The 25,413-nt window shown below is 70.3% G+C and carries 28 protein-coding genes; 5 read left to right on the forward strand and 23 right to left on the reverse strand.

All coding sequences use genetic code 11. The annotated features are described in order from the left end of the window. Positions 1–60: 60 nt before the first annotated feature. From ACIBCJ_RS19825 to ACIBCJ_RS19835, 3 genes are all read right to left on the reverse strand, one after another. Positions 61–723, reverse strand: coding sequence for a hypothetical protein (locus tag ACIBCJ_RS19825; RefSeq protein WP_365980053.1), 663 nt, complete (start codon positions 721–723; stop codon positions 61–63). Positions 724–1,022: 299 nt separating this feature from the next. Continuing rightward, positions 1,023–1,685: a hypothetical protein gene (locus ACIBCJ_RS19830; protein WP_365980054.1), complete on the reverse strand. Its 663-nt coding sequence runs from the start codon at positions 1,683–1,685 to the stop codon at positions 1,023–1,025. 97 nt (positions 1,686–1,782) lie between these two features. Continuing rightward, the gene (locus ACIBCJ_RS19835) at positions 1,783–2,442 is read right to left on the reverse strand and encodes a hypothetical protein (RefSeq protein ID WP_365980055.1); all 660 of its coding nucleotides are present in this window, start codon (positions 2,440–2,442) and stop codon (positions 1,783–1,785) included. 190 nt (positions 2,443–2,632) lie between these two features. On the opposite strand from ACIBCJ_RS19835, the gene ACIBCJ_RS19840 reads away from it, so the two are divergent. Then, a complete protein-coding gene (locus ACIBCJ_RS19840; RefSeq protein ID WP_365980056.1) occupies positions 2,633–3,055 on the forward strand; it encodes a DUF192 domain-containing protein in 423 nt (140 codons plus the stop codon). A gap of 33 nt (positions 3,056–3,088) precedes the next feature. On the opposite strand, the gene ACIBCJ_RS19845 is transcribed toward ACIBCJ_RS19840, so the two are convergent. The 13 genes from ACIBCJ_RS19845 to ACIBCJ_RS19905 form a co-directional block, all read right to left on the reverse strand. Further along, on the reverse strand, positions 3,089–3,559 hold the full coding sequence (locus tag ACIBCJ_RS19845; RefSeq protein ID WP_365980057.1) for a hypothetical protein: 471 nt from the start codon (positions 3,557–3,559) through the stop codon (positions 3,089–3,091). Between the two features lie 90 nt (positions 3,560–3,649). Then, positions 3,650–4,270, reverse strand: coding sequence for an OmpA family protein (locus ACIBCJ_RS19850; RefSeq protein ID WP_365980058.1), 621 nt, complete (start codon positions 4,268–4,270; stop codon positions 3,650–3,652). Between the two features lie 7 nt (positions 4,271–4,277). After that, positions 4,278–4,856 (reverse strand): hypothetical protein, encoded by a 579-nt coding sequence (locus ACIBCJ_RS19855; protein ID WP_365980059.1) that lies wholly within the window; start codon positions 4,854–4,856, stop codon positions 4,278–4,280. A 34-nt stretch (positions 4,857–4,890) separates the two neighbouring features. Then, complete coding sequence (locus ACIBCJ_RS19860; protein ID WP_365980060.1) at positions 4,891–5,487, reverse strand: pilus assembly protein TadG-related protein; 597 nt, start codon at positions 5,485–5,487, stop codon at positions 4,891–4,893. After that, positions 5,487–5,687, reverse strand: a complete 201-nt coding sequence (locus ACIBCJ_RS19865; RefSeq protein WP_365980061.1) for a hypothetical protein — start codon at positions 5,685–5,687, stop codon at positions 5,487–5,489. Before ACIBCJ_RS19865 ends, ACIBCJ_RS19860 begins: the two co-directional genes overlap by 1 nt. Before the next feature lie 334 nt (positions 5,688–6,021). Continuing rightward, positions 6,022–6,924: a DUF5936 domain-containing protein gene (locus ACIBCJ_RS19870; RefSeq protein ID WP_362506528.1), complete on the reverse strand. Its 903-nt coding sequence runs from the start codon at positions 6,922–6,924 to the stop codon at positions 6,022–6,024. Positions 6,925–6,942: 18 nt separating this feature from the next. After that, positions 6,943–7,893, reverse strand: a complete 951-nt coding sequence (locus tag ACIBCJ_RS19875) for a type II secretion system F family protein (protein WP_365980062.1) — start codon at positions 7,891–7,893, stop codon at positions 6,943–6,945. A 9-nt stretch (positions 7,894–7,902) separates the two neighbouring features. Continuing rightward, the gene (locus ACIBCJ_RS19880) at positions 7,903–9,240 is read right to left on the reverse strand and encodes a CpaF family protein (RefSeq protein WP_362104534.1); all 1,338 of its coding nucleotides are present in this window, start codon (positions 9,238–9,240) and stop codon (positions 7,903–7,905) included. 19 nt (positions 9,241–9,259) lie between these two features. After that, a complete protein-coding gene (locus tag ACIBCJ_RS19885) occupies positions 9,260–9,625 on the reverse strand; it encodes a TadE/TadG family type IV pilus assembly protein (RefSeq protein ID WP_362104532.1) in 366 nt (121 codons plus the stop codon). Position 9,626: 1 nt separating this feature from the next. After that, entirely contained in the window at positions 9,627–10,028 is a 402-nt protein-coding gene (locus tag ACIBCJ_RS19890; RefSeq protein ID WP_362104530.1) for a TadE/TadG family type IV pilus assembly protein, read from the reverse strand. Next, the gene (locus tag ACIBCJ_RS19895) at positions 10,025–11,281 is read right to left on the reverse strand and encodes an AAA family ATPase (RefSeq protein WP_365980063.1); all 1,257 of its coding nucleotides are present in this window, start codon (positions 11,279–11,281) and stop codon (positions 10,025–10,027) included. The genes ACIBCJ_RS19890 and ACIBCJ_RS19895 overlap by 4 nt, the downstream gene beginning before the upstream one ends. A gap of 7 nt (positions 11,282–11,288) precedes the next feature. Then, the gene (cpaB, locus tag ACIBCJ_RS19900) at positions 11,289–11,996 is read right to left on the reverse strand and encodes a Flp pilus assembly protein CpaB (protein ID WP_362506537.1); all 708 of its coding nucleotides are present in this window, start codon (positions 11,994–11,996) and stop codon (positions 11,289–11,291) included. A 93-nt stretch (positions 11,997–12,089) separates the two neighbouring features. Beyond that, a complete protein-coding gene (locus ACIBCJ_RS19905; RefSeq protein ID WP_365980064.1) occupies positions 12,090–13,025 on the reverse strand; it encodes a hypothetical protein in 936 nt (311 codons plus the stop codon). A 304-nt stretch (positions 13,026–13,329) separates the two neighbouring features. Between ACIBCJ_RS19905 and ACIBCJ_RS19910 the strand changes: the two genes are divergently transcribed. Next, positions 13,330–15,042 (forward strand): glycoside hydrolase family 18 protein, encoded by a 1,713-nt coding sequence (locus tag ACIBCJ_RS19910; RefSeq protein ID WP_365980065.1) that lies wholly within the window; start codon positions 13,330–13,332, stop codon positions 15,040–15,042. A gap of 110 nt (positions 15,043–15,152) precedes the next feature. Here ACIBCJ_RS19910 and ACIBCJ_RS19915 read toward each other — a convergent pair whose 3' ends face one another. Beyond that, positions 15,153–15,716, reverse strand: coding sequence for a hypothetical protein (locus ACIBCJ_RS19915; protein WP_362104520.1), 564 nt, complete (start codon positions 15,714–15,716; stop codon positions 15,153–15,155). 313 nt (positions 15,717–16,029) lie between these two features. Between ACIBCJ_RS19915 and ACIBCJ_RS19920 the strand changes: the two genes are divergently transcribed. The 3 genes from ACIBCJ_RS19920 (at position 16,030) to ACIBCJ_RS19930 (ending at position 19,255) form a co-directional block, all read left to right on the forward strand. After that, entirely contained in the window at positions 16,030–16,539 is a 510-nt protein-coding gene (locus tag ACIBCJ_RS19920) for a SigE family RNA polymerase sigma factor (protein ID WP_362104518.1), read from the forward strand. A gap of 79 nt (positions 16,540–16,618) precedes the next feature. Continuing rightward, positions 16,619–17,881 (forward strand): hypothetical protein, encoded by a 1,263-nt coding sequence (locus tag ACIBCJ_RS19925; RefSeq protein WP_362104516.1) that lies wholly within the window; start codon positions 16,619–16,621, stop codon positions 17,879–17,881. Positions 17,882–18,013: 132 nt separating this feature from the next. Beyond that, positions 18,014–19,255, forward strand: coding sequence for a hypothetical protein (locus ACIBCJ_RS19930; RefSeq protein ID WP_362104514.1), 1,242 nt, complete (start codon positions 18,014–18,016; stop codon positions 19,253–19,255). Between the two features lie 37 nt (positions 19,256–19,292). On the opposite strand, the gene ACIBCJ_RS19935 is transcribed toward ACIBCJ_RS19930, so the two are convergent. The 6 genes from ACIBCJ_RS19935 to ACIBCJ_RS19960 form a co-directional block, all read right to left on the reverse strand. Further along, positions 19,293–20,615, reverse strand: coding sequence for an Nramp family divalent metal transporter (locus ACIBCJ_RS19935; RefSeq protein ID WP_365980066.1), 1,323 nt, complete (start codon positions 20,613–20,615; stop codon positions 19,293–19,295). A 68-nt stretch (positions 20,616–20,683) separates the two neighbouring features. After that, positions 20,684–21,358: a hypothetical protein gene (locus ACIBCJ_RS19940; protein ID WP_365980067.1), complete on the reverse strand. Its 675-nt coding sequence runs from the start codon at positions 21,356–21,358 to the stop codon at positions 20,684–20,686. A gap of 115 nt (positions 21,359–21,473) precedes the next feature. Continuing rightward, positions 21,474–22,958, reverse strand: a complete 1,485-nt coding sequence (locus tag ACIBCJ_RS19945) for a gluconate:H+ symporter (protein ID WP_362104507.1) — start codon at positions 22,956–22,958, stop codon at positions 21,474–21,476. Between the two features lie 132 nt (positions 22,959–23,090). Further along, the gene (locus ACIBCJ_RS19950; protein WP_133887113.1) at positions 23,091–23,501 is read right to left on the reverse strand and encodes a RidA family protein; all 411 of its coding nucleotides are present in this window, start codon (positions 23,499–23,501) and stop codon (positions 23,091–23,093) included. Then, the gene (locus ACIBCJ_RS19955; protein WP_362104504.1) at positions 23,498–24,262 is read right to left on the reverse strand and encodes an IclR family transcriptional regulator; all 765 of its coding nucleotides are present in this window, start codon (positions 24,260–24,262) and stop codon (positions 23,498–23,500) included. Before ACIBCJ_RS19955 ends, ACIBCJ_RS19950 begins: the two co-directional genes overlap by 4 nt. Further along, positions 24,259–25,308: a sugar kinase gene (locus tag ACIBCJ_RS19960; RefSeq protein WP_362104502.1), complete on the reverse strand. Its 1,050-nt coding sequence runs from the start codon at positions 25,306–25,308 to the stop codon at positions 24,259–24,261. The genes ACIBCJ_RS19955 and ACIBCJ_RS19960 overlap by 4 nt, the downstream gene beginning before the upstream one ends. Positions 25,309–25,413: the final 105 nt, after the last annotated feature.

The raw sequence follows: 25,413 nt of genomic DNA on the forward strand, positions 1-25,413 counted from the left end.
TAGTCGACCGCGAGACTTTCGGCGGACACGAACCGCCGTCGAACACCCGGGCGCCCCGGGCTACGGCTGGCATTGGGCCAGCCCTCTCTTAGAGACGATCTGGGATGTCTGCCAGACACCGTCGGCGTTCTTGTCGAGCCTGGTGTTGTAGTAGACGAAGCTGTTCTCGGTGACGGGCGTCTTGGCGACCTTGCCGGTCTTCTTGTCCTTACTGAAACCCTTGCTCTCGTCCGCGCAGAACGTCAGGACAGCCGAGGTCGGACTCTTGAGCGTCACCTTCCGGTCGAAGTAGCGAACCCGCCCGGTCACAGTGGCGTCGGCCTTCTCGAACTGGCCGATCCACGACACGGCTGCTTCCAAGGCCCTGCCCGTGTTGTAGAAGCGGATCGCCTTACCCTCAGGGTCCGTTCCGGCGATTGCGGCATCGACGGCACGCATCCGCTCCGCGTTGTCGACGAGTACGGCGTCCTTCACGGGGTCCCCAGTAGTAACACCCTCGAAGGTCAGCTTCAGGTCCGCCGGAAGCTCAATGTGCGGCCGGCCTGCCGCCACAGTGGAGGAAGCGGACGGAGTCGGCGCCTTCGCCGCGTCGTCGCCCGCGTCCGCTCCCACGCTTTCGGTCTCCGCCTTGCCGGAGCTGTCGTCGCCTGCGCACGCGGACAGCGTCAAGGCCGCCGCAGCGGTCAGTGTGAGCGCTGCGAGACGGGTCAAGTGGCGGTTCACGGTCAGCTCCTGAGGGGCGAGGCATCTCTTCGGCAACGCTGACGCTATCCAGCGGGGCCGAGCGGCACCATGTGAAGCCGATCGCCCCGCATGCGCTGCAGCTGCGGCACGAGCAACCCTGCCACGCGTGGTTCCCCGAAGCCGTGTCGGTCGGCCGGTCGTCGGTGATGTCCGCCGCGACGCTCCGAGCTGGCGGGTGCCTCAGGGCGAGACGATGTGCAGAAGGGCCGTACCGTTCGCGCCCGTCGTCGCCCGGATCACCGCAACTCCGACAGGCAGGAGGCAACTCGTTCAGCGACTCATGGACGGCACTTCGCACTCCCTCGCTCCGAAGACAGCCGCTCCGTCACCCAGACGCCGTTGCCGTTCTTCCGAAGCGTACCGGCGTAGACAACGTAGCTGTCATCTGTCACCGGCGTGACGTCCGTTTTCCCCGTCTTGAGGAACTTGTTGAACGACTTGCTCTGATCCTCGCAGTACACAAGTGCCGCGGTACCGTCATCGTTGAGGTTGACACTTTCACTGTAGTAGCGAGTCAGGCCCGTCGTACGAGCTTTGTGATCTACGAATTCCTGAATGTACTTCTCGCTGTCGGCGGCCGCTTCGCCCTCAGAGTAGTACCGATAGGCCGCGTGCAGCGGATCCTGCTCCGCGATGGCCATGTCCACAGCCTTGATGCGCTGTTCGGCATCACGCAGTACTGCATCCTTGTCCGGATCACCGGTTTTGGCCCACTCGAATGTGTACGTCACGTCATCCGGCAGGGCGATCTTCGGCCTATCAGGCTGCGCCGAAGCCGTATCTGTCGGTGACGCGGACGGGGTTGAACTCCCGGTGTCCGCCCCCGCGATCGTGCCCTCCCCCTTGCCGGAGCTGTCGTCGCCTCCACACGCGGACAGCGTCAAGGCCGCGACGGCGGTCAGCGTGAGCGCTGTGATGAGGGTGGGTCGGCGGCGATTCACGGTCGGCTCCAGAGTGGGACGAGGGTTCTCTTCAGCGAAGCAACGCTATCCACCGGGGCAGAGGTACACCAGAGGAGAGATTCGGGACCGCACACGGTCAGGGCTGGCACCTGTCGCTGCCCCTCTGGGAGTGAATCTCCTGCACAACCCAGACACCCTTGTCATTCTTGCGCAACTGAGTGTTGTACAGCACGTAGCTGTTCCTGGTCACGGGCGTCTTGTGGACCTTCTTCGGCTTCAGATACATGTCGTAGGCTTTGCTCTGGTCCTCGCAATAGACAAGTGAGGCTTCGCTTTTGCTGCGCATGTTGACCACCACGTCGTAGAAGCGGTACGCGCCCGTCACTCGTGCGTTCTCTTTGACATACGCCTGGATGAACTCCTCCGTGCCGGCTGCGGCTTCACCCTCGTAGTAGAAGAGGTACGCCTTGTCGAGCGGGTCCTGATTGACGATGGCCAGGTCCACGGCCTTGATGGACTGTTGTCCGTCGGCTAGGACGGCGTTCTTGTCCTTGTCCCGGGTTCTGGGCCAGTCGAAGGTGTACGAGAGGTCGGAGGGCAGTTCGATCTTCGGGCGGCCGGGATCCGCCGACGCCGACGCAGTCGATGACGCCGATGGGCTGGAGCTGCCGGTGTCCGCCCCCGCGGTCTTGTCCTCCCCCTTGCCGGAGCTGTCGTCGCCTGCGCACGCGAACAGCGTCAAGGCCGCAACGGCGGTCAGTGTGAGCGCTGCGAGGCGGGTGAAGTGGCGGTTCACGGTCAGCTCCTGGGGGGCGAGGCTTCTTCGGCGACACTGACGCTATCCAGAGGGGCGGCCCGCATGCGCCGTGTCCGCGGCACGAGCAACCGTGCCACGCGTGGTTCCCCGAAGGCGTGTCGATTCTGTTCCCCGGCCGGATACGTTCGGCAGGAAGATTGGACCGACGGGTCGGGGTGAGGGGATCGCTATGGGGTGGGGGCGGCGGAGGCGTCGGCGGGACGGGGTGGGTGTCTTGGTCGTGGAGGGGCGGGGCGGGGCGGCGGGGCTTCGCGTCCCGTTGGAGATCGCTGCTTCGTATCGTGCGCGTTCCAGGGGGCTCTTGGGGCGTGACTCCGTCGAGGGGGCGATGCTGCTGACGCCCGCCAACAGCGTGCACACCTTTCGGATGCGGATGCCCATCGACGTGGCCTACCTGGATCGGAGGCTCACGGTCGTCGCCGTGCGCACCATGCGGCCGGGTCGGCTGGGGCTGCCCCGGCTGCGGGCGCGGCACGTGCTGGAGGCCGAGGCGGGGGCGATGGGTGAGTGGGGGGTGCGGGTGGGGGCGCGGGTGGAGATCGAGGAGGAGGAGGAGGAGGAGGTGCCGGACGGTGGGGCCGGTCGCCGGTGACGTCCGCCGCGACGCTGTGAGCGGGCGGGTGCCTCAGGGCGAGACGATGCGCAGGAGGGCCGTGCCGTTCGTGGCCGTCGTCGCCTGGATCACCACCGCGTCGGGCTGCGGGCTCGGGCGGGTGGCGTCGAGGGGGCCGCAGGAATTGCCGCTGCCGGTCTCGCGCAGGTAGGTGAGGCAGCCCTGGCCCGGGCCGCTCGCGCTGCCCTGGGACCGGTTGTGGCCCGACTTCACCTCGTACTCGATCTCGTCCGGGCCTACCGCCGTCACCGACAACGTTGCCCGGCTGCCGTCAGCCGGTCCCTGGAAGGGGATGGTCACCGGCTCGGTCACCGTGATCTCGCAGTCGCCGTCGGCGCAGGCGTTGATGTCGCTGCCGTCCGCTGCCGACGGGGCGGGGGGCTCGGGGGCGGGGCGGGACGTCGTGGGGCGGTTCCGGGGAGCGGGCTTCCCGTCGGACTCCGGCGCGTTGCTGCACGCCGCCGTCGCGACGGCCGTCAGCACCGCTAGGGCTGTCAGCGCCGTGCGGGCGGGGCTCGGGCCTGGGCGCGTGCGTGTGCCCGTGCGTGTGCGCGTGTGTCTGCTCATGGTGCGTCAGGGCTCCGTGCGGGGGAAGGAGACCTCGACCCTGCGGTTCTTCTTGCGGCCGGCCTCCGTCGCGTTGTCCGCGATGGGGTACTGCTCGCCGTAGCCGCGGACCTCGTAGGTGATGCCGGCGTCGTTGAGGGACTGGGACAGCACGTCGTGCACGGCGTTGGCGCGCCGCTTGGAGAGTACGTCGCCGTGGGCGGAGGAGCCGAGGTCGTCGGTGAAGCCGAAGACGCGGACGCGGGTGGCGTTCTGGGTCCTGATCTCGTCGGCGATGCCCCTGATGCGGGACTTCGCCTCGGCGCCCAGTTTCGCGCTGTCTTTGCCGAACAGCACCTCGGCCTGGAGCGCGAGCGTCACGCTGGTGTTGGTGTCCTCGCGGCGTTCGTCGCCGCTCTGCTCTTCCACGACCGACTTGATGTCCAGGACCTTGGCCTGGGCGAGCGTGGCGCCGTCCGGGAGCTTGAGGTCGGGGTCGTTGGGGTCGACCTCCACGGGGGCGGAGGCGGAGGGTTCGGTGCCCGGGGGGTCGTTGGGGTCGTCTTCGGCGTGGGCCGTGGTGGTGCCGTAGAGGGTTGTGGCGAGCACGAGGGTGACGGCGGCCAGCAGACGGGGTTTCGGGGTCATGTTGCCCTCACCCGGAGATCGAGATGGTCGCGCTGGTGAAGGTCGGTAGTTGAAAGTTGACCTTTGTGGTGTCCTCAGGAGGTGACGGGAACTGCATGAAGACAGGAACAGATGCACCCGGTTTGATCCTGGGCAAATTGGTGGTGGTTAGGGGGCGACCGTCCGTGTCACGCAGCACGTAGTAGCGCTTCTTCTTCGCGGCATCAACGAGGGTTGCTCCGCCCAAGGAGGAACCATGCCGGATAATTTCTGTCTCGTCGCCCGCTGTACGTACGGATACCCGCACCGGTTCGTCGCCGTCATTCTTCAGCTCACCATTGACGGTGACGAATCCTCCGGCGTCTCTCGTGGCAGATGTGATCTTGAGCATGAGCCCTTCCTCGCCCTTGACCTCTGCCATTGCTTCCTCCGAACCCTCTTGAGTGCTCGGATCAGAGCCAGTGTCATTAGTTGCGGATGTCGAGGTTTCCGCCTTTCCCTCTCCCTCCCCGTCCCCGCTGCAACCGACCGCACTCAAGGCGAGGCCAGCAGCGACACCCACTGCAACCATCCCCTTGCGAGCCCTGGTGGTGAACCGAATGATCATGCCCCCTGCTTTCCTCGTCCTCATTGCTCGGTTGTCAGTCGACCAGATGGACATCGAACAGTTCATCGGCCGTCGGCAGATCAACCGGTTCCTCCGGATCGATCACCCAATGCTCGGCCCCGCACGCTAGTTCCGTCAGATCACCATCCTTCGACTCATCGGTGGGCGGGACGAAAGTGCACCGGGATTCGATCTCTGCAGTTGCGGAAGCTTGTGATCGCTTGTTCTCTGTGCCAGGCACGATGGAGTCCCCTACCGGCCTGATCGCCTCCACTTTCACCGTAAAGCCGAGCAACCCTTCCGGGGTGCAGCTCAGCACACGGGCGGCATTACGGGAGGCGAATTGCTCGGCACGCCAGCACGAGGGCCCGAGCCCCGCTACGTCGCCTTCGAAGATGCGTTCCCACTTCGTCGGATCGAGCACGTCATTGATCCACATATCCGCCAGTTGGTCGCGCGCGTCCTGCGCTGCCGCAAGAGCGGCAGCATCAGCGGCTGTCTGAGCCCCGTTCCGATTTGCCGAGGCCTGGCCGACTGCGAAGTAGGCGAGCGCAAGAAAGAGCAGACCTCCCACCACTGTGATGTAGATGGGAAAGGCCTGCCCTGCGTCGCCGCGCCCAAGGCGGCACATCAACCGTTGATGACCTCGTCGACCTTGTCCACGATGGCGTCGTAAATCGTCTGCCCGATGTCCGTCCCCGTGATCGCCAGCACGATCGCCACCACCACCGCGATGATGCCCAGGTACTCCACGGCCGTCTGGCCCTTGTCGTCGCGGTGGGCGGTGTGGGTGTGCAGGTGGGCGGCGGCGGTGTGAAGCCAGTTGGTCATGGTGTTCCCCTCCAGGGTGGGCGAAGCCGCGTTCCTCGTGCGGAACGTGCGGGTGGGCGGTGGGGATCGGGCGGCGGCTGGTCGTGCCGGATGTCGCGGCGTTCGTGATCTCCACCTCCCCAGCGCTCGGTCGGGACCTCGGCCCGGCGGGAATACCAGGCCTCGACTGTCCCACAGTTGGTTGCAAGTGCGAAAGGATTCGCGCGAAAGTAGCCCTACTGGGCGTTACTCCCGTGCCAGTTGACGTGGACGGTGCGTGTGCAGTCGCACTTTGGTTGCGTACGTGTTCCTCCCCTCCTGGACGCTGGACCGTCATGGCGCCGCTCCTCCTCCCCTACTCGCCCGTGATGGTGCCGAAGTCCGTCCCCGAGCCCAGGATCAGGCCCGCGCCGAGGAGGATCATCGTGGCCGGGACCATGAAGGTCGTGATCATGAGCGTGGCCTTGGGGACGGCGCGCGCGGCCTTGCGGCGGGCGTTCTGGGCGTCGGTGCGGCGCATGTCCTTGGCGAGGGAGACCAGGGTGTCGACGATCGGGGCGCCCAGTTCCTCGCCCTGCTGGAGTGCCGTCACGAACATCGCCACCTGCTCGGAGTCGTTGCGTCGGCGCAGCTCGGTGAAGGCTTCTCGGCGGCTCATGCCGAGGTCCATCTGGCGCAGTGTGATGCGCAGTTCGTCGGCCCAGGGGCCCTCGTAGCGCGTCGACACCCGGTCCAGCGCCTGGCGGAAACCCAGGCCCGCGCTGACGACGACCGCCAGGACGTCCAGGAAGTCGGGGAGCGTGCGCTCGATGACGTCCCGGCGGATGCGGATCGCCGACCAGATGCCCACCTCCGTCCAGAACGCGCCGAAGGCCAGCAGGAGGAGGGCCACCAGGTACTGGCCCCGGAGGACGAAGACCAGGAAACCGAGGGCGCCCAGGAAGCCGTAGACCGCGCGGCGGGCGGCGTAGCGGTCGATGGTGAGGCCGCCGGGGTTGCCGGCCAGGTCGATCCGGCGGCGGTAGCGGGCGACCAGGGCCGGGCCCATGAGGCGCAGTACGGCGGGGGCGTAGCGCATGCCCATGCGGTCGATGAGGGAGTGTGCCGCGCCGGTGCGGGTGGCGCCGACCTCCAGGGCGAGGGCGAGGTCGTCGGGGAGCTTGGCGTCCGCCCGGTACATGCGGATGCCGGCGAAGACGCCCCAGACGCCCAGGCCCATGAGGAGGGCCAGGAGCAGGCCGGGGAGCGGGATTCCCATGTCGTCGCTCACCTCCTCTCAGACGTCGATGCGGGACAGGCGGCGGATGAGGACGAAGCCGACGGCGTACAGCGCGAAGGCGGTGATCACCGCTGCCTGGCCGGCCGAGGAGCCCGTCATGCGTTCCAGGGCGCCGTCCTTGACCCCGTTCATGAGGAGCAACGAGCCGATGCCCAGGACGGGGACGGCGTACGACGTCATCGTGACCTGGGAGAGCTGGGTGCGGACCTCGCGCCGGGTCTCCTTGCGTTCCTCCAGGGTCTCCGTCAGGTTGCGCAGCGCGCTGACCACCTGGCCGCCCGCGCGGTTGGACAGGACGAGGGTGGTGACCAGGACCACCAGCTCGCGGGAGGGGAGGCGGCCGGCGAGTTCGCCGAGGGCGTCGTCCATGGTGGCGCCGATGGCGAGTTGGTCGGCCACCTTGGCCAGTTCCTCGCCGGCCGGGGCCTCCAGCTCCTCCGCCGCCATGCCGATGGCGGTGCGCAGGGCGAGGCCCGCCTGGGTGGCGTTGGCGAGGATGCGGGCGAGTTCGGGGAGCTGGTTGATGAACTTCTCGATGCGTTTCTGACGTTGCCAGTTGAGGAACTGGAGGGCGACGCCGATGCCCAGCAGCCCGGCCAGCGGGCCGAAGAAGGGGGCCAGGGCGGCCTGGCCGATCAGCCACAGGCCGGCGACCGTCGCCACCATGTAGGCGAAGAACTCGCCGGGGGTCACGTCCAGGCCGGTCGCCGACAGGCGCCGCTCCAGGTTCCTGCCGAGCCCGGTGCGGCGCAGCCTGCGGTCCAGGGCGGGGAAACGGCGCCGGCGTCCGCTCGCACGCCTCTGCCCGGCCGCGGTGAGGCGGTCGACCAGGGCCGCCCGCTGCGCCTTCCCGGCAGCGTACGAGTGCAGGCCGACGACCGCCAGGACGCAGGTCAGCAGCGTGACGCCGGTGGTGAGCGTGACGAGCGTGTCGAGTTCCGGTTCCATCGGGCGGTCCTACCTGGCTTCTCGGGTGGTGAGCTGGTCCGGGGTGTGGGCCACGCCGAAGGCCTGCGGGACGGGCTGGCCCGCCAGGTAGAGGCGCTCGGCGGTGCGGCGCGGGAGGGCGTGGTACTCGTACACGCCGGCGACGCGGCCGTCGGCGGTCATCGGGCGGGCGTTGAAACGGGCGACCGTGGCCAGCCGGTACGGCTCGCCGCCGTGGCTGGCGAGCATGGCGATCTCGGTGATGCGGCGGGCGCCGTCGGCGAAGCGGGTGAGCTGGATGATGACGTCGACGGAGCTGTTGATCTGGTCGTGCAGGGCGACGAAGGGGATCTCCACGTCCGACATCGAGGCCAGGGTCTGCAAACGCATCAGGGCGTCCTCGGCGCTGTTGGCGTGCACGGTGGCCAGCGAGCCGTCGTGGCCCGTGGACATGGCCTGGAGCATGTCCAGGGACTCGCCGCCGCGCACCTCGCCGACGACGATGCGGTCGGGGCGCATGCGCAGCGAGTTGCGGACCAGGTCGCGGATGGTGACGCGGCCCTGGCCCTCGACGTTCGGCGGGCGGGACTCCAGGCGGATGACGTGCGCCTGCTGGAGCTGGAGTTCGGCCGAGTCCTCGATGGTGATGATGCGGTCCGACTCCGGGATGAGACCGGAGAGGGCGTTGAGGAGGGTCGTCTTCCCGGTGCCGGTCGCGCCCGAGACGATGATGTTGAAGCGGGCCTGCACCAGGCCGGCCAGCAGGTAGAGCATGTTCTCGTCGAGCGAGCCGAGGCCGATCAGCTCCTGGAGGGTGAAGGAGCGCGGGAAGCGGCGGATGGTGAGCGTCGCTCCGGTGAGGGAGAGCGGCGGGATGATGACGTTGACGCGCTCGCCGGAGGGGAGGCGGGCGTCGACCATCGGGTTCGATTCGTCCACGCGGCGGTTGACCGTCGAGACGATGCGCTCGATGGTCTGCATCAGCTGGTCGTGGGAGGCGAAGCGGAGCGGCAGCTGCTCGACGCGGCCGGCCCGCTCCACGAAGATCGCCTCGGGACCGTTGACCATGATCTCCGTGATCGAGGCGTCTTCGAGGAGCGGCTCCAGGATGCCGAGGCCCAGGGCCTCGTCGACGACCCGGCGGATCAGCTGGGCGCGTTCCACCGTCGACAGGACGGGGCCCTCCCGGCTGATGATGTGCCCGAGGACCCGCTCCAGGCGGGCCCGGCGCTCGGCCGCCGCCAGGGAACTCATCTCGGCGAGGTCGATCTCCTCCAGGAGCTTGGCCCGGTAGGAGGCGACCAGGTGGCCGTCCTCGCCCCGGCTGCCGTGCTCCTCGGGGGAGTGGATGCGTGCGCGCAGGCTCATGCGTCCTCGGGCTCCTCGGTCAGTGGTCCAGCGGCATGGTGGCCGTCCGGGTGGCGTCCCCGAAGTCCCAGCCGGGGACGATGGTGGGGATGTGGACGCTGGCGGTGACCGTCACCTCGTCGGCGCCTTCCGACGGCGGGCAGTCGGTGCCGTCCGCCAGCCAGCTGCTGACGGCCGCCGCGCAGGCTCCCGCCGCGCTCTCCCCCAGCGAGGCGCTGCGCGCGCCCGCGCGGGCCGCGGTGCCGGCCTGCTGGGCGGTGTAGGCGATCAGGCCGAGCTGGACGACGGCCATGCCGACCAGGACCAGGATCGGGAGGAAGCCGAGGTACTCGATGGCCACCTGGCCGCGGTCCCTGGCGCGGCCTCCCGTGCGCGCGTGCGGCATCTCAGTCGTCCTCCTCTTCCACGGCCCCGGCGTGTCCGTGCACGGTGAAGGGGACGCTGAGGGTGCCCGGGAAGAGGACGGGGACCTCGATGCGCACGTCGGCGGTGACGTAGCCGCCCGCGCCGCCGCAGTGCACCTCGGCGCCTCCCTCCCAGGAGCCCGGCAGTTTGTCCAGGCCCGCCTGACGGCACGCGCCGTCCCGCGCCCCGCGCTCGGCCGCCGTCGCCGCCCGTACCGCCTCGTCGGCAGCATTCCCCGCGAGGGTGTACGTGTATCCCACGAGCACGAGCTGCCACAGCACGACCAGCGTCGCGACGATCACCGGGGTCATGCCCAGGAACTCGATGGTGACCTGGCCGCTCTCCCCGTCCCGGACCTGTCGCCGGGCGCGTGACCCGCTCACCCCGCGCTCTCCTTCCGGCGTCGGAAGCCGGCCGCGCCCCGGTCCGGCCGCAGGCGCCCGTGGCCCTTGCGGCCCCCCTCCGGCACGCCGGCCAGGCCCAGTTCGCCCGCGAGGGCCCACAGGGCCTGCTTCACGGTGCTCCTGCCGTCCAGTTCGTGCACCCGGCCGGCGTCCACCGCGCCCTGGAGTTCCTTGAAGTTCGCGGGGACGGTGGTCGCGGCGAGCGCCGTGCCGGTGATCTTCTGGATCAGCGGGGGCTGGATCTCGGTCCCCCGCGTGTGCCGGTTGACGACGACGGTCGTCTCCTCCGCCTTGCGGATCTGCAGCCGGTCCCACATCCGCACCGCCCGCTTGGCGCCCCGTACGGCGACCACGTCGGGGGTGGTGATCAGCAGCGCCGTGTCGGCCGTCTCCACGGCGGCCGCGCCGGCCCCGCCGAGCTGGGCGCCGCAGTCGACGACGACGACCTCGTAGCGGGAACGCAGGGCACCGACGATCTGGCGGGCGGCGCGGTCGGTGACCTCCTCGCCGCGTTCGCCCTCGCCGGGGGCGAGCAGCAGGGCGAGGCCGCTGTCGTGGCGGAAGACGGCGTCGGCCAGTACGCGCGGGGACAGATCGGTGATGGCGGCCAGGTCGGCCACGGAGCGGCGGAACTGGACGTCCAGGTAGGAGGCGACGTCGCCGGTCTGGAGGTCCATGTCGAGCAGGGCGGTGGAGCGGCCGGACGCCTGGGCGGCCAGGGCCAGTTGGATGGCGGTGAGGGTGGTGCCCACGCCGCCCTTGGCGCCGCTGACGGTGACGACGGTGCCGCCGGTCCCGGTGAACACGTCGACGGCGCTGCCGAGGTGCCGGCGCACGCCCACCGACCATTGGGCCACGGCCTGGACGCGGCTGGCGAGTTCCTCGTAGCCGAGCGGGAGGGCGACCAGGCCGCGGGCGCCGTGGTCCATGGCGGCCTGGAAGAGGCCCGGGCCGGGGTCGGACGTGACGAGGATGACGCCGGCGGCCGGGAAGCGCAGGGCGACGTCGCGGATGAGTTCCAGGGCCGGGACCGGGCCGATGCGCTCGTGGACGATCACGACTTCGGGCAGCTCGTCCACCGACTCGGCCGCGAGGCGGGCGAGGGTGTCGACGAGCTGGGTGGAGTCGGCGACCGGGGTGACCGGTTCGGCGTCCGGGAGCTGGCTGAGCAGGGTCGTGAGGGACCGTACGGCGTCCGGGTCGCCGACTGCCGGGAGGATCCTCGTGGCCATGCGGCTCTCACTTGTCCTTCGCGAGTTCGTACGTCCGGTCCTTGTCGGGGACCGTGGTGTCGCCGCCGGGGGCCACGAGCGCGAGGCGGACGCGCCGGGCGAACGACTCGGCGTAGGTGATGCGCTGGGCGTCGATGGTGGACAGGGCGAAGGTGATGGGGACGGCGTCGGTGGGTTCGCGGTCGCGGCTGTCCTCGTCGGGCTCCAGCGAGGTGAGTTCGCCGACGTCGATGACCCTGGCGTTGGTCACGATGATCTTGGACTGGTCGGGGTCGCCCTCGCGCGGCCCCTCGAAGGTGGCGTACACGTTGACGGTGGCGCCCGGGGTGATCTTGCCCGCGACACCGGTCGCCGCGTCGATCATGATGGCGACCTCCTGCTGCCCGGGCCGCAGGGCGGGGGTGTCGACGATCATGTCGGTCTGGAGCAGCGATCCCGCTTTCAGCCGGGTCACGGCTATCTTGCCGCGGACCTGGGACAGGTCGGTGACGGCGTTCTCGGACAGCCAGCGCTCGGGCATCTCGATCTTCTCGAACTGCGTCGCGCCGAGTTCCGTGTACGGCTCGATGTCGGCCTTGAGCCGGTACGCGGCGACCTCGGGGCCGACCTTGGACTTCACGTCGTCGATGACGGACAGCACACCGGCGAACGCGCCGAGGGCGCAGAGGACCGACAGGATCAGCAGGATGACGCCGCGGCGCTGACGGGAGTTCATGGGCCGTGCAACCTCATTGGGGGTGGCGGGTGTCCGGGCGGGGGGCGTGCAGCGGGACCGGCGGCCGGGGCCGGCGGACGGGGCGGTACCGACCTACCCAGTCAGGGCCCGTCTCTCACGGCGGTGGCCGAGAGCGGGGTCGCGGCGGTGCCCCAGGGCGCGGTCGCCGCCGCCGCGGCTGCCGTCGTCGTACGCCGGCGGGGTCGCGGAGCAGAACACGCACCGGTCGCCGATGACGTCGATGCCGCACCAGTGGCAGGCGCTCTGCCGTACGGACGTGACCAGTTGGTAGAGGACCGAGAGGTCGGGGAGGTACGCGCAGAACTCGGTCAGCCGGCCCGTCCCCCACCAGTGCGCGGACTCCGCGGGCAGTACCGCCTCGCGCAGTCCCTGCACCCGCCAGGACGGGGCGAGGGTGCCGGTGACCCAGTCGGACGGGAGCTGCCCCTTGGCGACCAGCAGCCAGGTGCCGAACTCGGGCCCGTGCAGCGCGCCTTCGGAGCCGACCTTCACCAGCTGCGGCGCGGGGTGGGCCACGACGCCGAACTGGCTGCCGGGCACCCAGGACCTGGCGTGCGCCTTCAGGGTCACGGGAACGTGGTCGAGGCGGGCGACGGAGCCGAGCAGGGCGCCGGCGTGGAGGTAGTGGGTAAGCAGGCGGCCCGCGGAGGCGAGGACGCCGGGGCTGAGGTCGCAGGAGGCGAGCTGGCGCAACTGGCGGGCCAGCACGGCGATGCCGAGCGGCGGCAGGGGTGGCCGGAACAGGGCGATGCGGTCGGTCTCCAGGAGGGCGCGGACGGTGTGCAGCCGCCGTTCCACGCTTGCAGGGACCGCCCGGGAGCACACCACGATCAGGTGTCCGTGCTGGTCGACCAGCGTCTGGAGCTCGGCCAGCACCTGCTCCAGCGGGCGCCGGTCGACGTCCTGGAGCACGGCTGCGGGCAGCGTCCGTTCGTCCTGCGGCGGCAGTGCCATGTCGGCACTGGTCACGGCAATGGCAGTTGGCACGCGCGGCTCCCCGTCTCCCATGCCCGCCGGTCCGCCGGAGTTACTCCGGCACACCCGGATGACTTCACTGCGTGACTACCTGAGCACTGTATCCACGCGTCTGTGACCGGAGAACAGCGTTTCGGCAGCTGTGGAACAACTCGTGATGTACAAGGTGCGCCAAAACGGGGCAGGTTGAGCATTTTCGAGGACGAGCCGACCGTCGTGAACCGTCCGCGCACTTGGTCCGTACCTACCTCTTGACACTCTCAATTGGTCTGGACCACCTTGTACGTCAGCGGTGGCCACCGTCCCCATCCCCGCCCCACTCCCCCCGGAGGCAGCAGTGGACCCCGTACGCAGACGGCGCGGAAGACGTCTCGGCTCCTTGACGGGCGCCGTCACCGCCGCCCTGGCGCTCGCCGTGACCGCGGTCGGCCCGGCGGCGGCCGCCGACGTCAACAACGCCAAGAACGCCGGCTTCGAGTCCGGTCTGAGCAACTGGACCTGTTCGGCGAACAGCGGCACCACCGTCGCCTCCCCGGCGCACGCGGGCTCCGCCGCGCTGAAGGCCACCCCGGCGGGGCAGGACAACGCGCGCTGTTCGCAGAGCGTCGCGGTGAAGCCCAACTCGACGTACACGCTGAGCGCGTGGGTGCAGGGCGGCTACTCGTACCTGGGCGTGACGGGCACCGGTACGACCGACGTGTCGACCTGGACGCCGGACTCCGCCTCCTGGAAGCAGCTCAAAACGACCTTCAGCACCGGCTCCTCGACGACCGCCGTGACGGTGTACACGCACGGCTGGTACGGGCAGTCGGCGTACTACGTCGACGACCTCTCCGTCTTCGGCCCGGACGGGGGCGGCGGCGACGGCGGGAACCCCGACCCGACGGTCCCGTCGGCCCCGGCCGGCCTGAGCGTCTCCGGCACCACGCCGAGTTCGGCCTCGCTCGCCTGGAACACCGTGTCGGGCGCCACCGGCTACAACGTCTACCGCGACGGCACGAAGGTGACCGCGGTGACCGGCACGTCGGCGACGGTGACCGGCCTCGCGGCGTCGACGTCGTACTCCTTCCAGGTCACGGCGGTGAACGCGGCCGGTGAGTCGGCGAAGTCGGCGGCGGTCACGGCCCGCACCACGGCGCCGGACGACGGCGGCGACGGCGGCGACCTGCCCAAGCACGCGGTGACCGGCTACTGGCAGAACTTCAACAACGGGGCGACGGTCCAGAAGATCTCCGACGTGCCGTCCGCGTACGACATCATCGCGGTGGCCTTCGCCGACGCGACCACCACGCCGGGCGCCGTCACCTTCAACCTGGACTCGGCCGGGCTCGGCGGCTACACGGTCGACCAGTTCAAGGCCGACGTACGGGCCAAGCAGGCGGCGGGCAAGAAGGTCATCGTCTCGGTGGGCGGCGAGAAGGGCACCGTCTCGGTGAACAGCTCCGCCTCCGCGACGAACTTCGCCAACTCCGTCTACTCCCTCATGCAGCAGTACGGCTTCGACGGCGTCGACATCGACCTGGAGAACGGTCTCAACCCGACCTACATGACCCAGGCCCTGCGCGCCCTGTCGGCGAAGGCCGGCCCGGACATGATCCTGACGATGGCACCGCAGACCATCGACATGCAGTCGACGCAGGGCGGCTACTTCCAGACCGCGCTGAACGTGAAGGACATCCTCACGGTCGTCAACATGCAGTACTACAACAGCGGCTCGATGCTGGGCTGCGACGGCAAGGTCTACTCGCAGGGCACGGTCGACTTCCTCACCGCCCTGGCCTGCATCCAGCTGGAGGGCGGCCTCGCCCCGTCCCAGGTCGGCCTGGGCCTCCCGGCCTCCACCCGCGCGGCGGGCGGCGGCTACGTCTCCCCGTCGGTGGTCAACGCCGCCCTGGACTGCCTCACCAAGGCGACCAACTGCGGCTCCTTCAAGCCGTCGAAGACGTACCCCGCCCTGCGCGGCGCGATGACCTGGTCCACCAACTGGGACGCGACGGCGGGCAACGGCTGGTCGAGCGCGGTGGGAGCCCACGTGCACGCGCTGCCGTAACTCCGGCCCGTCCGGACCGTTCTGACCACCCGGCCCCTGCCCGCCGAAACGCGGGCGGGGGTCTCCTCGTCCCCCAGCAGGGGCCCGACGCCGCGTCTCGGCGGCCGGGGTCAGTGCCGGGTGACCTCGAGCCAGCGGGACAGAGCAGCGCGTGTCCGCGCCGGGGTCAATCCGCTCGCCGTCAGTTGTGCACCGAGTTCCCTGAACGCGGGGACTTCGTGGGGGTTCTCCAGACAGACGATGTCCGTCCACTCCTGCCCCTGCGACCCTCTGACCACGAGGGTGCCGTCCAGGGAAAGCATGACGAACTCGGGATGACCGTGACCGCGCCCCGTCACCATGGCAGCCGCCCCGGCCCCGCCGAAGTCCCACTCGGACCGCAATCTCACCCGCGCCCACCACGACTCGCCGGAAGCTTCCGTTCCCTCGGCCACGGCCAGGAGGAACTGAGGGTCGTCCACAGCGAACAGCCCCTGCTGCGCACACAGCATGTACCACTCGTGATTCAGCCGCTCACCAAAATCCGGGGCTTCGTTCTCCACACTCACAGCCCACTCATGCCCCTCCGCGGCTGTGGAGTTGGCGAAGGCGGCGAGACGTGGTGGAACCAGCGGGGCCGCTCGGTCCACCATGCCCAGGTACTCCAGCCCGGCTTTGGCCAATCGACCCTTCAAGTCGTCATCCTGAGCGCACCGAGAGCCCCGAGGATGGAAGGGTCGTGTGATGCGGACTCGAACTCCTGCAGCGGCTTCGCGGTTCGTCATCCGGGCCCTCCCCTGTGATTCACCCTGCGCACACTTCAACCCAACGACCGTAGGGCACTCCCGCCCCCGACGGGCGGGACGGACGCCCTGCGGCGCACAGTCGGTGTCTGGGCGGGGAAGGCCGACCCCCTGTTTCGGATGCGTATGAAACATTTCCCGGGGTCCACCGCATCAGTGAGGTGAAGGCGGTACATGACGGTGGGGACTTCGGGGGAGCGCGTACATGAGGCAGGGACGGGCCGACGAGTACGCCGAGTTCGCGGTGGCGCGGGCCGGGCATCTGTACCGGTCCGCGTGTCTGCTCACCGCTGGGGACACGCATCTGGCCGAGGATCTCGTGCAGGAGACCTTCGGGCGGCTGTACGTGCGGTGGGGGCGGGTGTCGCGGGCGGAGAACCCCGCCGCCTACGCGCAGACCGTGCTCACCCGTGCCTTCCTCGCCCATCAGCGGCGGCGCAGCAGCGGGGAGCGGGCGACCGACGTGTTCCCCGATCTGCCCGGCGCCGGTGACGGGGACGCGTCCCTGCGGCTGACGCTGCTGGACGCGCTCGCGCGGCTGCCTGCCAAGGACCGGGCCGTCGTCGTCCTGCGGTACTGGGACGACCGCTCGGTCGAGCAGGCCGCCGACGTGCTCGGCGTCAGCTCGGCGGCCGTGCGGACCCGGTGCTCGCGGGCGCTCGGGCGGCTGCGGGAAATGCTGGGTGAGGACCTCTCGGAGTACGCCAGATCCTAGACGGCCGCCTCCCGGCCGCCGCCTGTCCCGCCGCGTTCAGCGGCTCAGTTCGACTCACGTGTGGAAAGGGTGGTTCGCCATGCCCGGAACCGATCGTCCAGACCCCTTCGAGGACCGTCTGTCCGCCGCCCTGCGCGAGGCCGGTGACGACTTCCCGGCCGATCGGGAGGCCCTCGTCACCGCCGGACGGCTCCGGGGGCGGCGGGCCCTGCTGCGGCGCAGGACGGCCGTGGTGGGCGGGGTGGCCGGGGTGGCGCTGGCCGGGGTCGGCGGGGTGTTCGTCCTGCCGGCGGACGACCCGGGCGCCGGCCGGTCCACCGCCGCCTCCGCCGGAGCCGCGAGCGGCAGCGCGACCGCCGCGGCCTCCGCCTTCACCGGGGACGACCTGCTGCGAGAGCTCAAGGGCCTGCTTCCCGGAGGGACGTACGGCGAGGAGTGGGCGCGCGGCACGGATGACCGACTGGGCCCGGCCGCGCACCTCGTGTACGACGACGGGGCCGGGCCCGCCGCCGTCGGCCTGGGCTTCGGGCGGGTGGAGCCGGGGAGCGTCCAGGCGCGGGAAGTGACGACGTGTCCCGACCACGAGGTCACGCAGTTCGACGACTGCACCTCCGACCGGCTTCCCGACGGCTCGCTGCTCAAGCTGTACCAGGGCTACGAGTATCCGGACCGGCGCGTGGACACCAAGCTCTGGACCGCCGACCTGGTCACCGCCGAGGGACAGCACGTCAGCGTCTCCGAGTGGAACTCCCCCGCCGAGAAGGACGCCCCGGTCAGCCGTGCCGAGCCTCCCCTGTCCACGGAGCGGCTGCGGCAGCTCGTCACCGCCGGGGTGTGGCGCGAGGTGGTCGACGCCGTCCCCGAGAGCCCGAAGCCGCCGCGGTCGGCCGCGCCCCGCACCGAGCGGCCCGAGGTCGCCGGGAAGTCGGTCGGCGACACGCTCGCCGCGCTGCTCCCCGAGGACCTGGACGTCGTCGCGCGCGGCGGGCAGGAGTCGGAGTACGCGTACGTCGTCGTGGACGACGGGCGGGGCCGCAGTCTGGTCCAGATCAACGTGCAGTACGGCATGGCGGACGTCGCTGGGCAGTTGTACGCCGACGGCGAGACCCTGCCCGACGGCACGCGCGTCGCGACCCGGCAGGGGCCCGGCGAGAAGGCCGGTTCCGGTGTGGTCATGTGGACCGTGGACACGCTGCGTCCCGGACCGGAGGGCTTCCGCGTGGTGATCAGCGCCTTCAACACCGCAGACCAGAACGCGGACGCCACCCGCGACGCGCCCGCTCCGACCATGGAGCAGTTGCGGAAGATCGCGCTCAGCGAGGAGTGGGACGCGTTGCGGTAGGCGGTGCGGGCGAAGTCTGCACGATCGACCACCGACTCTGCCCGCGCGCACCTGGCTCGGCACACGGTGGGCAGGTATCCAGGAAAGTCCTCACCTGAACACCACCGCACAGCCAAGGAAGAGGTAACTCCGTTGCGCGATCAAGCCGTCGACAAGGCCACCGCAGGCGGCGCCGGTCGGCAGTCGCATCGTCAGCGCTCGACACGCGACAAGGCCGCGAGCCGTGGGCTGCCCGAGGCTCAGACCTCGATGGGCAACGCCGGAGTCGTCCAGATGCTTCGCATGGCCGGGCACCCCTGGGCTCAGGGACGGCACCAGCACGGCCCCGGCTGCGGACATCGGACCCCGGCAGCGTCGGGCGGCCCCGGTACGTCCACGGTGCAGCGGCAGATCAGTGTGCGGGACCCGCAGTCGGCGACCCCACAGAACATGAACAGCGCCCGGCAGGTGCAGGATTTCCTCAACGGGCACGGGGTGTCGGTGCGCTCCGTGTACGCGACGCGCTACCGGGTGAGTGAGGCGCGCGCGGCAGCCGTGCACTATCGGCTCGACGAGACGATCGGCGCAATGCTGCAGGACAGTGACGCTCGGGTCTACGACGACAACGAGAGCGGCGCGAAGAGGCTGGCCGCCGACATCTGCGAGCGGATCGGCGCACCCACGGCGGACACGACCGGCGCCCCCATGGGCCAGGGGGCGCTGCTCAACCCGGCCTCCCCCTTCTCGCGCAGGCCCACCGGCATGGGTCATTCCGGCGGCGCGGCCGGCGCCGGGGCCGGCCGGAGGGGCATCATGGACACCGTGGCAGGCAGGGCCGCGGACGAGCTCGCCAACGTCACGCCTCGTACGTCGGCCGCGGAAGCGGCGATGCAGGGGGCGGCCGGGGCTGTCACCGGACGTGCCGACGTGCTCACCGGCAACGTGGCCAAGTGGGAGGACATCAGGGACGGCGTCCGCTGGGCCGCATACCTCGCGTCCGAGGCCGACGTCCAGAAGGCGGACGGCATCGTGCAGAAGATCGCGGCGCAGAGCCCGGAGGAAGGCGAGAGGCTCACCCAGAACTGGCACGAGATGAAGCGGGCCTTCGGCACGAATGCCGCCGCCAAAACAGCCGGTTCCATGGGCGTCGGTACGATACTGGGCCGACTCGCGGGCGCGTTCATTCCCGGCGGTCAGGTGGTCACCGCGGCCACCGGGATGGTTTCACTCGGCAACAACCTGGCCGAACTCAGCCAGCAGGTCAAGCGGTTCGAGCAGCAGCACCCCCAGGCCGTCCGGGCCGTCAGGGAACACCAGGCGCACTCCCTGGAGAAGCTCAGCGAGCGGTCGCGCGAAACGACGATGGACGTTCAGATGCAGTCGATGGGCTTCTGAGCCGACGACGGGACCGGGGTGGGGCCGGCCGGGGCGGTCAGAAGAACTCCGACCACGGCTGGTCCCAGATCTGCTTCACGCACAGGACCAGGAACAGCAGTCCGGCGACGGTGAGCATGGCGTTGCTGAGGCCGCCGTTGCGCCATTCGCGCGGGGTGCGGGAGGAGTTGAGGAGCCACATCAGGGTGAGGGCGAGGAAGGGCATGAAGGCGGCGCCCAGGACGCCGTAGATGATGATCAGGCGGAAGGGCTCGTCCTGGAAGAGCAGGACGATGGGCGGGAAGGTGAGCCAGAGCAGGTAGGCGCGGAAGGCCCAGGAGCGCTCGCGGCGGCCCGAGGCCAACTCGTCGCCCCGCGCTTCCCGTTCACCGCGCCGGCGGGCCAGGAAGTCGGCGAACATCAGGCTCACGCCGTGCCAGACGCCGATCAGCGAGGTGAACGAGGTGGCGAAGAAGCCGATCAGGAAGAGCTTTCCGGTGGCCGTGCCGTACTCCTGCTCCAGGATGTCGCCCAGCTGGATCAGGCCCTTGTCGCCGCTCGCGATCGCGACGTTCGCGGAGTGCAGCAGCTCGGCGCCGACGAAGAGCATCGCGACGACGAAGATGCCGGTCGTGGCGTAGGCGACCCGGTTGTCCAGGCGCATGACCTTCATCCAGCCGGTGTCGGTCCAGCCCTTGGCGTTGACCCAGTAGCCGTACGCGGCCAGCGTGATGGTGCCGCCCACGCCGCCGATCAGGCCCAGGGTGTTGAGGACCGAGTCCTTCTCGTCCGGGAGGACCGGGAGGAGTCCGGCGAGGGCGTCGCCCAGGTGGGGTGTGACGCGGATCGCCAGGTACACCGTCACCACGAACATGACGCCCACCAGGACGGTCATGACCTTCTCGAAGACGTCGTACTTGTTGAACCAGACGAAGACCAGGCCCACCAGTCCGCAGGCGATGCCCCACCATTCGAGGTCCATCACGTCCGGGAAGAGGGCCTGCAGCGGCAGGGCGCTGGACGACATCGCCGCGGCGCCGTAGACGAAGCCCCAGATCACGGCGTAGACCGCGAAGAACCAGGTGGTCCAGGGGCCGATGCTGGCCCAGCCGTCGAAGAGGGTGCGGCCGGTGGCCAGGTGCCAGCGGCCGCACGCCTCGGCGAGGGAGATCTTCACCAGGCAGCCGATGACCGCCGCCCACAGCAGGGTGTAGCCGAAGTTGCTGCCCGCGATGAGGGTGGCCACGAGGTCGCCGGCGCCCACACCGGTCGCGGCCACGACGATGCCGGGGCCGATGTAGCGCCAACTGGACTTGCGGGGAGCCGGGTCGGCACTGCCCGACAGGCCTGCGTCTTGGGTGTTGCCCGTGGTGTCCGCCATGGGGGTCAAGTAAGCCCATGGCCGCCCGGGGCGACAAGAGGGCGTGCACGGATCTTCACCCGAAACGCTTACTCGGTGCGGGTCTTGGTCTCCTCGGCTTCCTTCTCCGCCGGGTCCGCGGCCTCCGCCGGGTCCGCCGCGTGAGCCGTCTCCGCCGCGTCCGCCGCGTCCGCCGCGTCCGCCGTCTCTCCGGCCTCCGCTTCGGTGTCGGCCTCCGCCTCGCCGTCGTCGAAGTACGCGTCCAGGACCTCGTCGAGGGCCGCCTCCCACTCCGGGAAACGGCTGCGGGACGCGGCCTCGATCTCGATCGGGTACCAGCGGCTGTCCGGCGTGTGCACCGTCACCGTGAACCGCTTGCCGAAGCGGCCCGTCTCCGTCTCGACGGCCCCGACCTCGTCCCAGCGGAACTCGCAGCTCTGGTCGTCGAGGGAGAGACGTACGCCCTTGTGGTCGGCGACGATCCGGGCGCGGCGGTCGGCGGCCTCGAAGACCGGGCCGTCCACGGGGGCCTCGTCCTCCGGTTCCGCGGCACCCTCGGCCTCCACGGTGTCCACGGCGGGCGGTTCACCCGCGACCGCGGCCTTCGTGGCCTCCTCGGTCTCCGCCTCGGCGTCCTCGGCCGCCTCGGCGCGTCTCCCGTCCTGCGGCTCACCGGACACGGGTGCGGTGAGCCCGGGGATGAATGCCGGGTCGAATCCGGCGCCTTCCAGGGGCTGGCTCGTCGATCCTCTGCGCTGCTCCACAGCGGGCAGTATGGTCGACGATCCTGTGCCGGGCACAGCCAGCCCCAACTTCGTTATCAGACGCCTACACGAGCCGCCCGGGCGAGCACCCGCAGGAGCCGCCCGGGCGGTCCGCCTACACGAACAGGCTCACCACCGCGGCCACCACGAACCCGGCGAGCGACAGGACGCTCTCCAGGACCGTCCACGTCTTGAGCGTGTCCCGCTCGCTGATGCCGAAGTACTTGGAGACCATCCAGAAGCCGCCGTCGTTGACGTGCGAGGCGAAGATGGAACCCGCCGAGATGGCCATGATGACCAGGGCGACGAACGCCTGCGAGTGGTCGCCCTCGGCGAGCAGCGGCGCCACGATGCCCGCCGTCGTCACGATGGCCACCGTCGCCGAGCCCTGCGCGACCCGCAGCACCAGGGAGATCAGGTAGGCGAGGACGATCACCGGCAGGCCGACGTCGTTGAAGGTGTCGGAGAGGGCCTGGGCGACACCGCTGGCCTTGAGCACGGCGCCGAAGACACCGCCCGCGCCGACCACCAGCAGGATGTTGCCGACCGGCTTCAGCGAGGCCGTCGAGACGGTCTCCAGGGACTTGCGGGACCAGCCGCGCCGGATGCCCAGCAGGTAGTAGGCGAGGAGCAGGGCGATGGTCAGGGCGACGAACGGGTTGCCGAAGAACTCGATGACCGAGCGCAGGGTGGACGGGTCCAGGGCGATGGAGGAGAACGTCGCGGCGAGGATCAGGACCAGCGGGGTGCCGATGATGCCGAGGACCGTGCCGAGCGCGACGGGGCTCTCGGTCGGCGCGACGCCGGCCTTGCGCTGCTCCTCGATGACGGCCTGCTTGGCCTCGTCGGCGGCCTCGACCATGTCCTGCGGCACGGGCACGAAGATGCGGCGGCCGATCCAGGCGGAGAACACCCACGCGGCGAGGACCGCGGGGACGCCGCAGACGATGCCCATGAGGATGATCCAGCCGAGCTTCACGTGCAGCAGTCCCGCGGCGGCCACCGGGCCGGGGTGCGGCGGCAGGAAGGCGTGGGTCATGGAGAGGCCGGCCAGCAGCGGCAGGCAGTACAGCAGGATCGACTTGCCGGAGCGCTTGGCGGCGGCGTAGACGATGGGCGCGAGGACGAAGATGCCCACGTCGAAGAAGACGGGGATGCCGAAGATCAGGCCGGTCAGGCCCATGGCGAGCGGGGCGCGCTTCTCGCCGAACAGGCCGAGCAGGCGCGAGGCCAGCACCTGTGCGCCGCCGCTGACTTCGAGGATCGCGCCGAGCATGGTGCCCAGGCCGATGATGATGGCGACGTGTCCGAGGATGCCGCCCATGCCGGACTCGATGGTGGAGACGGCGTCGGACTTCTGGACGGTGCCGAAGAGTTCGGTGACCGAGAGGCCGGCGAGCAGGCCGACGGCTATGGAGACGGCGAGCAGCGCGACGAAGGGCTGCAGCCGGACCTTGATGATGAGGAAGAGCAGCAGCGCGATGCCGATCGCGGCGACGATCAGCAGGCCGGTGGTGCCGTCGATCAGGGTGAGCAGGCCGCCGGTGTGCGGTGGGGTCTCCGGAGCGGAGGCGGCGAGCTGGAGGGACATGAGGGACATACGGGGGTCCTCTGGGTAAACACATACTGCTTTCGGGCAGGGCGGGGCGCGGCGCGGCGCCCCCGGGGGGTGAGGGGCGCCGCGCCGTGCGACAGACAGGCAGACGGAACGGAGAAGGGACCGGGGAGGGGGTCAGCCCAGGACGGCCAGCGCGTCGATCTCGATGAGGAGGCCGGCGGGCAGACCGACGTAGACGGTCGTGCGGGCGGCGGGCGGCTGGGTGAGGCCCTGCTCCTCGAAGTACGCGTTGTAGATCTCGTTCATCTCGGCGAAGTGGTCCACGTCGGTGAGGTAGACGCGGAGCATCATCACGTCGTCCCAGGAGGCGCCGCCCTCCTCCAGGATCGCCTTGACGTTGGCGAGGGTCTGGAGGGTCTGCTCGCGCAGGGTGGGGCCGGCCGGGGTGGGGGCCTTGCCCTCCTCGTGGGGGAGGAAGCCGACCTGGCCGGCGACCTGGAGGATGTTGCCCTTCCTGACGCCGTGGCTGAACTTCGCCGGGGGGACGGTGTGGGTCGCGGGGGTGAGAGCGGTCTTCTCGGTCATGCGGTGACTTCCTTGACTGGGGTCCTGCCGGAGTACTCGCCGCTGATCGCGTCCGCCGTACGGCGCACCAGCGGGAGCAGGGTGAGGAGTTCGTCGGCGGTGACCACGACGTTCGGCGCGGAGACCGACATCGCGGCGACCACCCGGCCGTCGGCGCCCCGGATGGGCGCCGCGACGCAGTTGATGGACTCCTCGTGGCCACCGAGGTCGGTGGCCCAGCCCTGTTCGCGCACCTTGGCCAGCTCCTTGAGGAAGCCGTCGGCGTGGGGTGTGGAACGGGCCGTGTACATGGGGTAGTCGAGCTTCTCGACGGCGGCTCGGCGTTCGTTCTCGGGGAGGTCGGCGAGCAGGAGTTTCGCCACGGCCGCCACCGTGATGGCGACGGGCTTGCCGATCCGGGAGTACATGCGGACCGGGTAGCGGCTCTCCACCTTGTCGATGTAGAGGACCTCGTGGTCCTCGTGGACGGCGAGGTGGACGGTGTGCCCGCACTGCTCGTTGAGGCGGACGAGGTGGGGGTGGGCGATCTCGCGGACGTCCAGGTTCTCCATCGCCTCCTGGGCGAGCGCTATGAGGCGGGCCCCGAGGCGGTAGCGCTGGTCCTGCTGGCGGTAGACGAAGCCGTGTTCGTGGAGGGTGCGCAGCAGGCGCAGGGCGGTGGACTTGTGGACGCCGAGGCGGTCGGCGACCCGGCCCAGGTCGGCGGGGCCCTCGGCGAGCAGCGGCAGGATGCTCAGCGCGCGGTCGACGGTCTGGCTCATGGGGTGCGTACCTCCTCCTCGGCCCTTTCCGCGGGCTGTGTCCAGCCGGGGCCGAGTCGCAGTGTCCCCCACGCGTCGTCGTCGAGGGCGGCCAGGCGGTCGGCGTGCTCGCGCGCCGGGGGCGTGGCGAGGTCGCCGGGGACGGTGAGGGCGGCGGCGGCCATCAGGTGGCCGTGGCGCAGGCGGTCGCGTACGGGCAGTCCGCGCAGAGTGGCGGAGAGGAACCCGGCGGCGAAGGCGTCGCCCGCGCCGACGGCGGCGACGACGTCGACGGTGAGGGCGGGGACCGAGGTGACGTGGGGGCCGTGGAAGGCGGTGGCGCCGGTGGCGCCCTGCTTGACGACGAGCAGGTCGGGTTCGGGCAGCGCGGCGCGCACGGCCTCGGGTCCGCCGAGCCCCCAGGCCTCGTCCTCGCCGACGAAGACGATGTCGGCGCCCCGGGCCAGCTCCAGCAGCACCCGCGCGCCGTCCGCGTCGCCGCGCCACAGGCCGGGCCGGTGGTTGACGTCGAAGGAGACGAGGGGGCGGCCGGGGCGGCGGGCGGTCAGCTCGCGCATGAGGTTCAGGCAGTCGGCGGAGAGCGCGGGCGTGATGCCGGAGAGGTGGAGGACGCGGCCGGAGCGGATCGCGTCGAGGTCCATGGTGCGCACGGACATCGCGGAGGCGGCGGAGCCCGCGCGGTAGTAGGCGACCTCGTGGGCGTCGGTGGCGCGGTCCCCGGCGGTGCGGAAGTAGACGCCGGTGGGGCGGTCGGGGTCGCGGCGCACGGCGGACACGTCGACCCCGTAGGCGCCGATGGCCTCGACGAGGTGGTCGCCGAAGCCGTCCGCGCCGACCCGGCTGATCCAGCGGGCGGTGTGCCCGGCGGCGGCGAGCACGCAGGCCACGTTGGACTCGGCGCCGCCGATGGCACGGTCGAAGGAGGGGACGTCGGCGAGGCGGCCGGGTACGGAGGGGAGGAAGGTGACCATGGACTCGCCGAGCGTGACGACGTCCACGACGTCGGGAGTGGTGCTGCGGGGTCCGTCGAGGGTCACGATGGTCATGGCTCCTGGTCGCTTCTCGCGGGCGGCGGCTCCGTTGACCCCGCGTTCGTCGAGATGTTAGACAGCAGTAAGCGATATACGCAACGGTCGTTGCAAGTGTTGCAA

Origin of the sequence: Streptomyces sp. NPDC051136, assembly GCF_044455745.1 — a bacterium.
Taxonomy (GTDB): domain Bacteria; phylum Actinomycetota; class Actinomycetes; order Streptomycetales; family Streptomycetaceae; genus Streptomyces.

Excerpts from the sequence above, each read along its gene's own strand:
- ACIBCJ_RS19855 (WP_365980059.1), bottom strand. The coding sequence starts at position 4,856 with ATGATCATTCGGTTCACCACCAGGGCTCGCAAGGGGATGGTTGCAGTG.
- cpaB (WP_362506537.1), bottom strand. The coding sequence starts at position 11,996 with ATGAACTCCCGTCAGCGCCGCGGCGTCATCCTGCTGATCCTGTCGGTC.
- ACIBCJ_RS19860 (WP_365980060.1), bottom strand. The coding sequence starts at position 5,487 with ATGTGCCGCCTTGGGCGCGGCGACGCAGGGCAGGCCTTTCCCATCTAC.
- ACIBCJ_RS19955 (WP_362104504.1), bottom strand. The coding sequence starts at position 24,262 with ATGAGCCAGACCGTCGACCGCGCGCTGAGCATCCTGCCGCTGCTCGCC.
- ACIBCJ_RS19925 (WP_362104516.1), top strand. The coding sequence starts at position 16,619 with ATGCCCGGAACCGATCGTCCAGACCCCTTCGAGGACCGTCTGTCCGCC.
- ACIBCJ_RS19950 (WP_133887113.1), bottom strand. The coding sequence starts at position 23,501 with ATGACCGAGAAGACCGCTCTCACCCCCGCGACCCACACCGTCCCCCCG.
- ACIBCJ_RS19840 (WP_365980056.1), top strand. The coding sequence starts at position 2,633 with ATGGGGTGGGGGCGGCGGAGGCGTCGGCGGGACGGGGTGGGTGTCTTG.
- ACIBCJ_RS19880 (WP_362104534.1), bottom strand. The coding sequence starts at position 9,240 with ATGAGCCTGCGCGCACGCATCCACTCCCCCGAGGAGCACGGCAGCCGG.
- ACIBCJ_RS19895 (WP_365980063.1), bottom strand. The coding sequence starts at position 11,281 with ATGGCCACGAGGATCCTCCCGGCAGTCGGCGACCCGGACGCCGTACGG.
- ACIBCJ_RS19875 (WP_365980062.1), bottom strand. The coding sequence starts at position 7,893 with ATGGAACCGGAACTCGACACGCTCGTCACGCTCACCACCGGCGTCACG.
- ACIBCJ_RS19885 (WP_362104532.1), bottom strand. The coding sequence starts at position 9,625 with ATGCCGCACGCGCGCACGGGAGGCCGCGCCAGGGACCGCGGCCAGGTG.
- ACIBCJ_RS19960 (WP_362104502.1), bottom strand. The coding sequence starts at position 25,308 with ATGACCATCGTGACCCTCGACGGACCCCGCAGCACCACTCCCGACGTC.
- ACIBCJ_RS19865 (WP_365980061.1), bottom strand. The coding sequence starts at position 5,687 with ATGACCAACTGGCTTCACACCGCCGCCGCCCACCTGCACACCCACACC.
- ACIBCJ_RS19905 (WP_365980064.1), bottom strand. The coding sequence starts at position 13,025 with ATGGGAGACGGGGAGCCGCGCGTGCCAACTGCCATTGCCGTGACCAGT.
- ACIBCJ_RS19935 (WP_365980066.1), bottom strand. The coding sequence starts at position 20,615 with ATGGCGGACACCACGGGCAACACCCAAGACGCAGGCCTGTCGGGCAGT.
- ACIBCJ_RS19945 (WP_362104507.1), bottom strand. The coding sequence starts at position 22,958 with ATGTCCCTCATGTCCCTCCAGCTCGCCGCCTCCGCTCCGGAGACCCCA.
- ACIBCJ_RS19920 (WP_362104518.1), top strand. The coding sequence starts at position 16,030 with ATGAGGCAGGGACGGGCCGACGAGTACGCCGAGTTCGCGGTGGCGCGG.
- ACIBCJ_RS19870 (WP_362506528.1), bottom strand. The coding sequence starts at position 6,924 with ATGGGAATCCCGCTCCCCGGCCTGCTCCTGGCCCTCCTCATGGGCCTG.
- ACIBCJ_RS19850 (WP_365980058.1), bottom strand. The coding sequence starts at position 4,270 with ATGACCCCGAAACCCCGTCTGCTGGCCGCCGTCACCCTCGTGCTCGCC.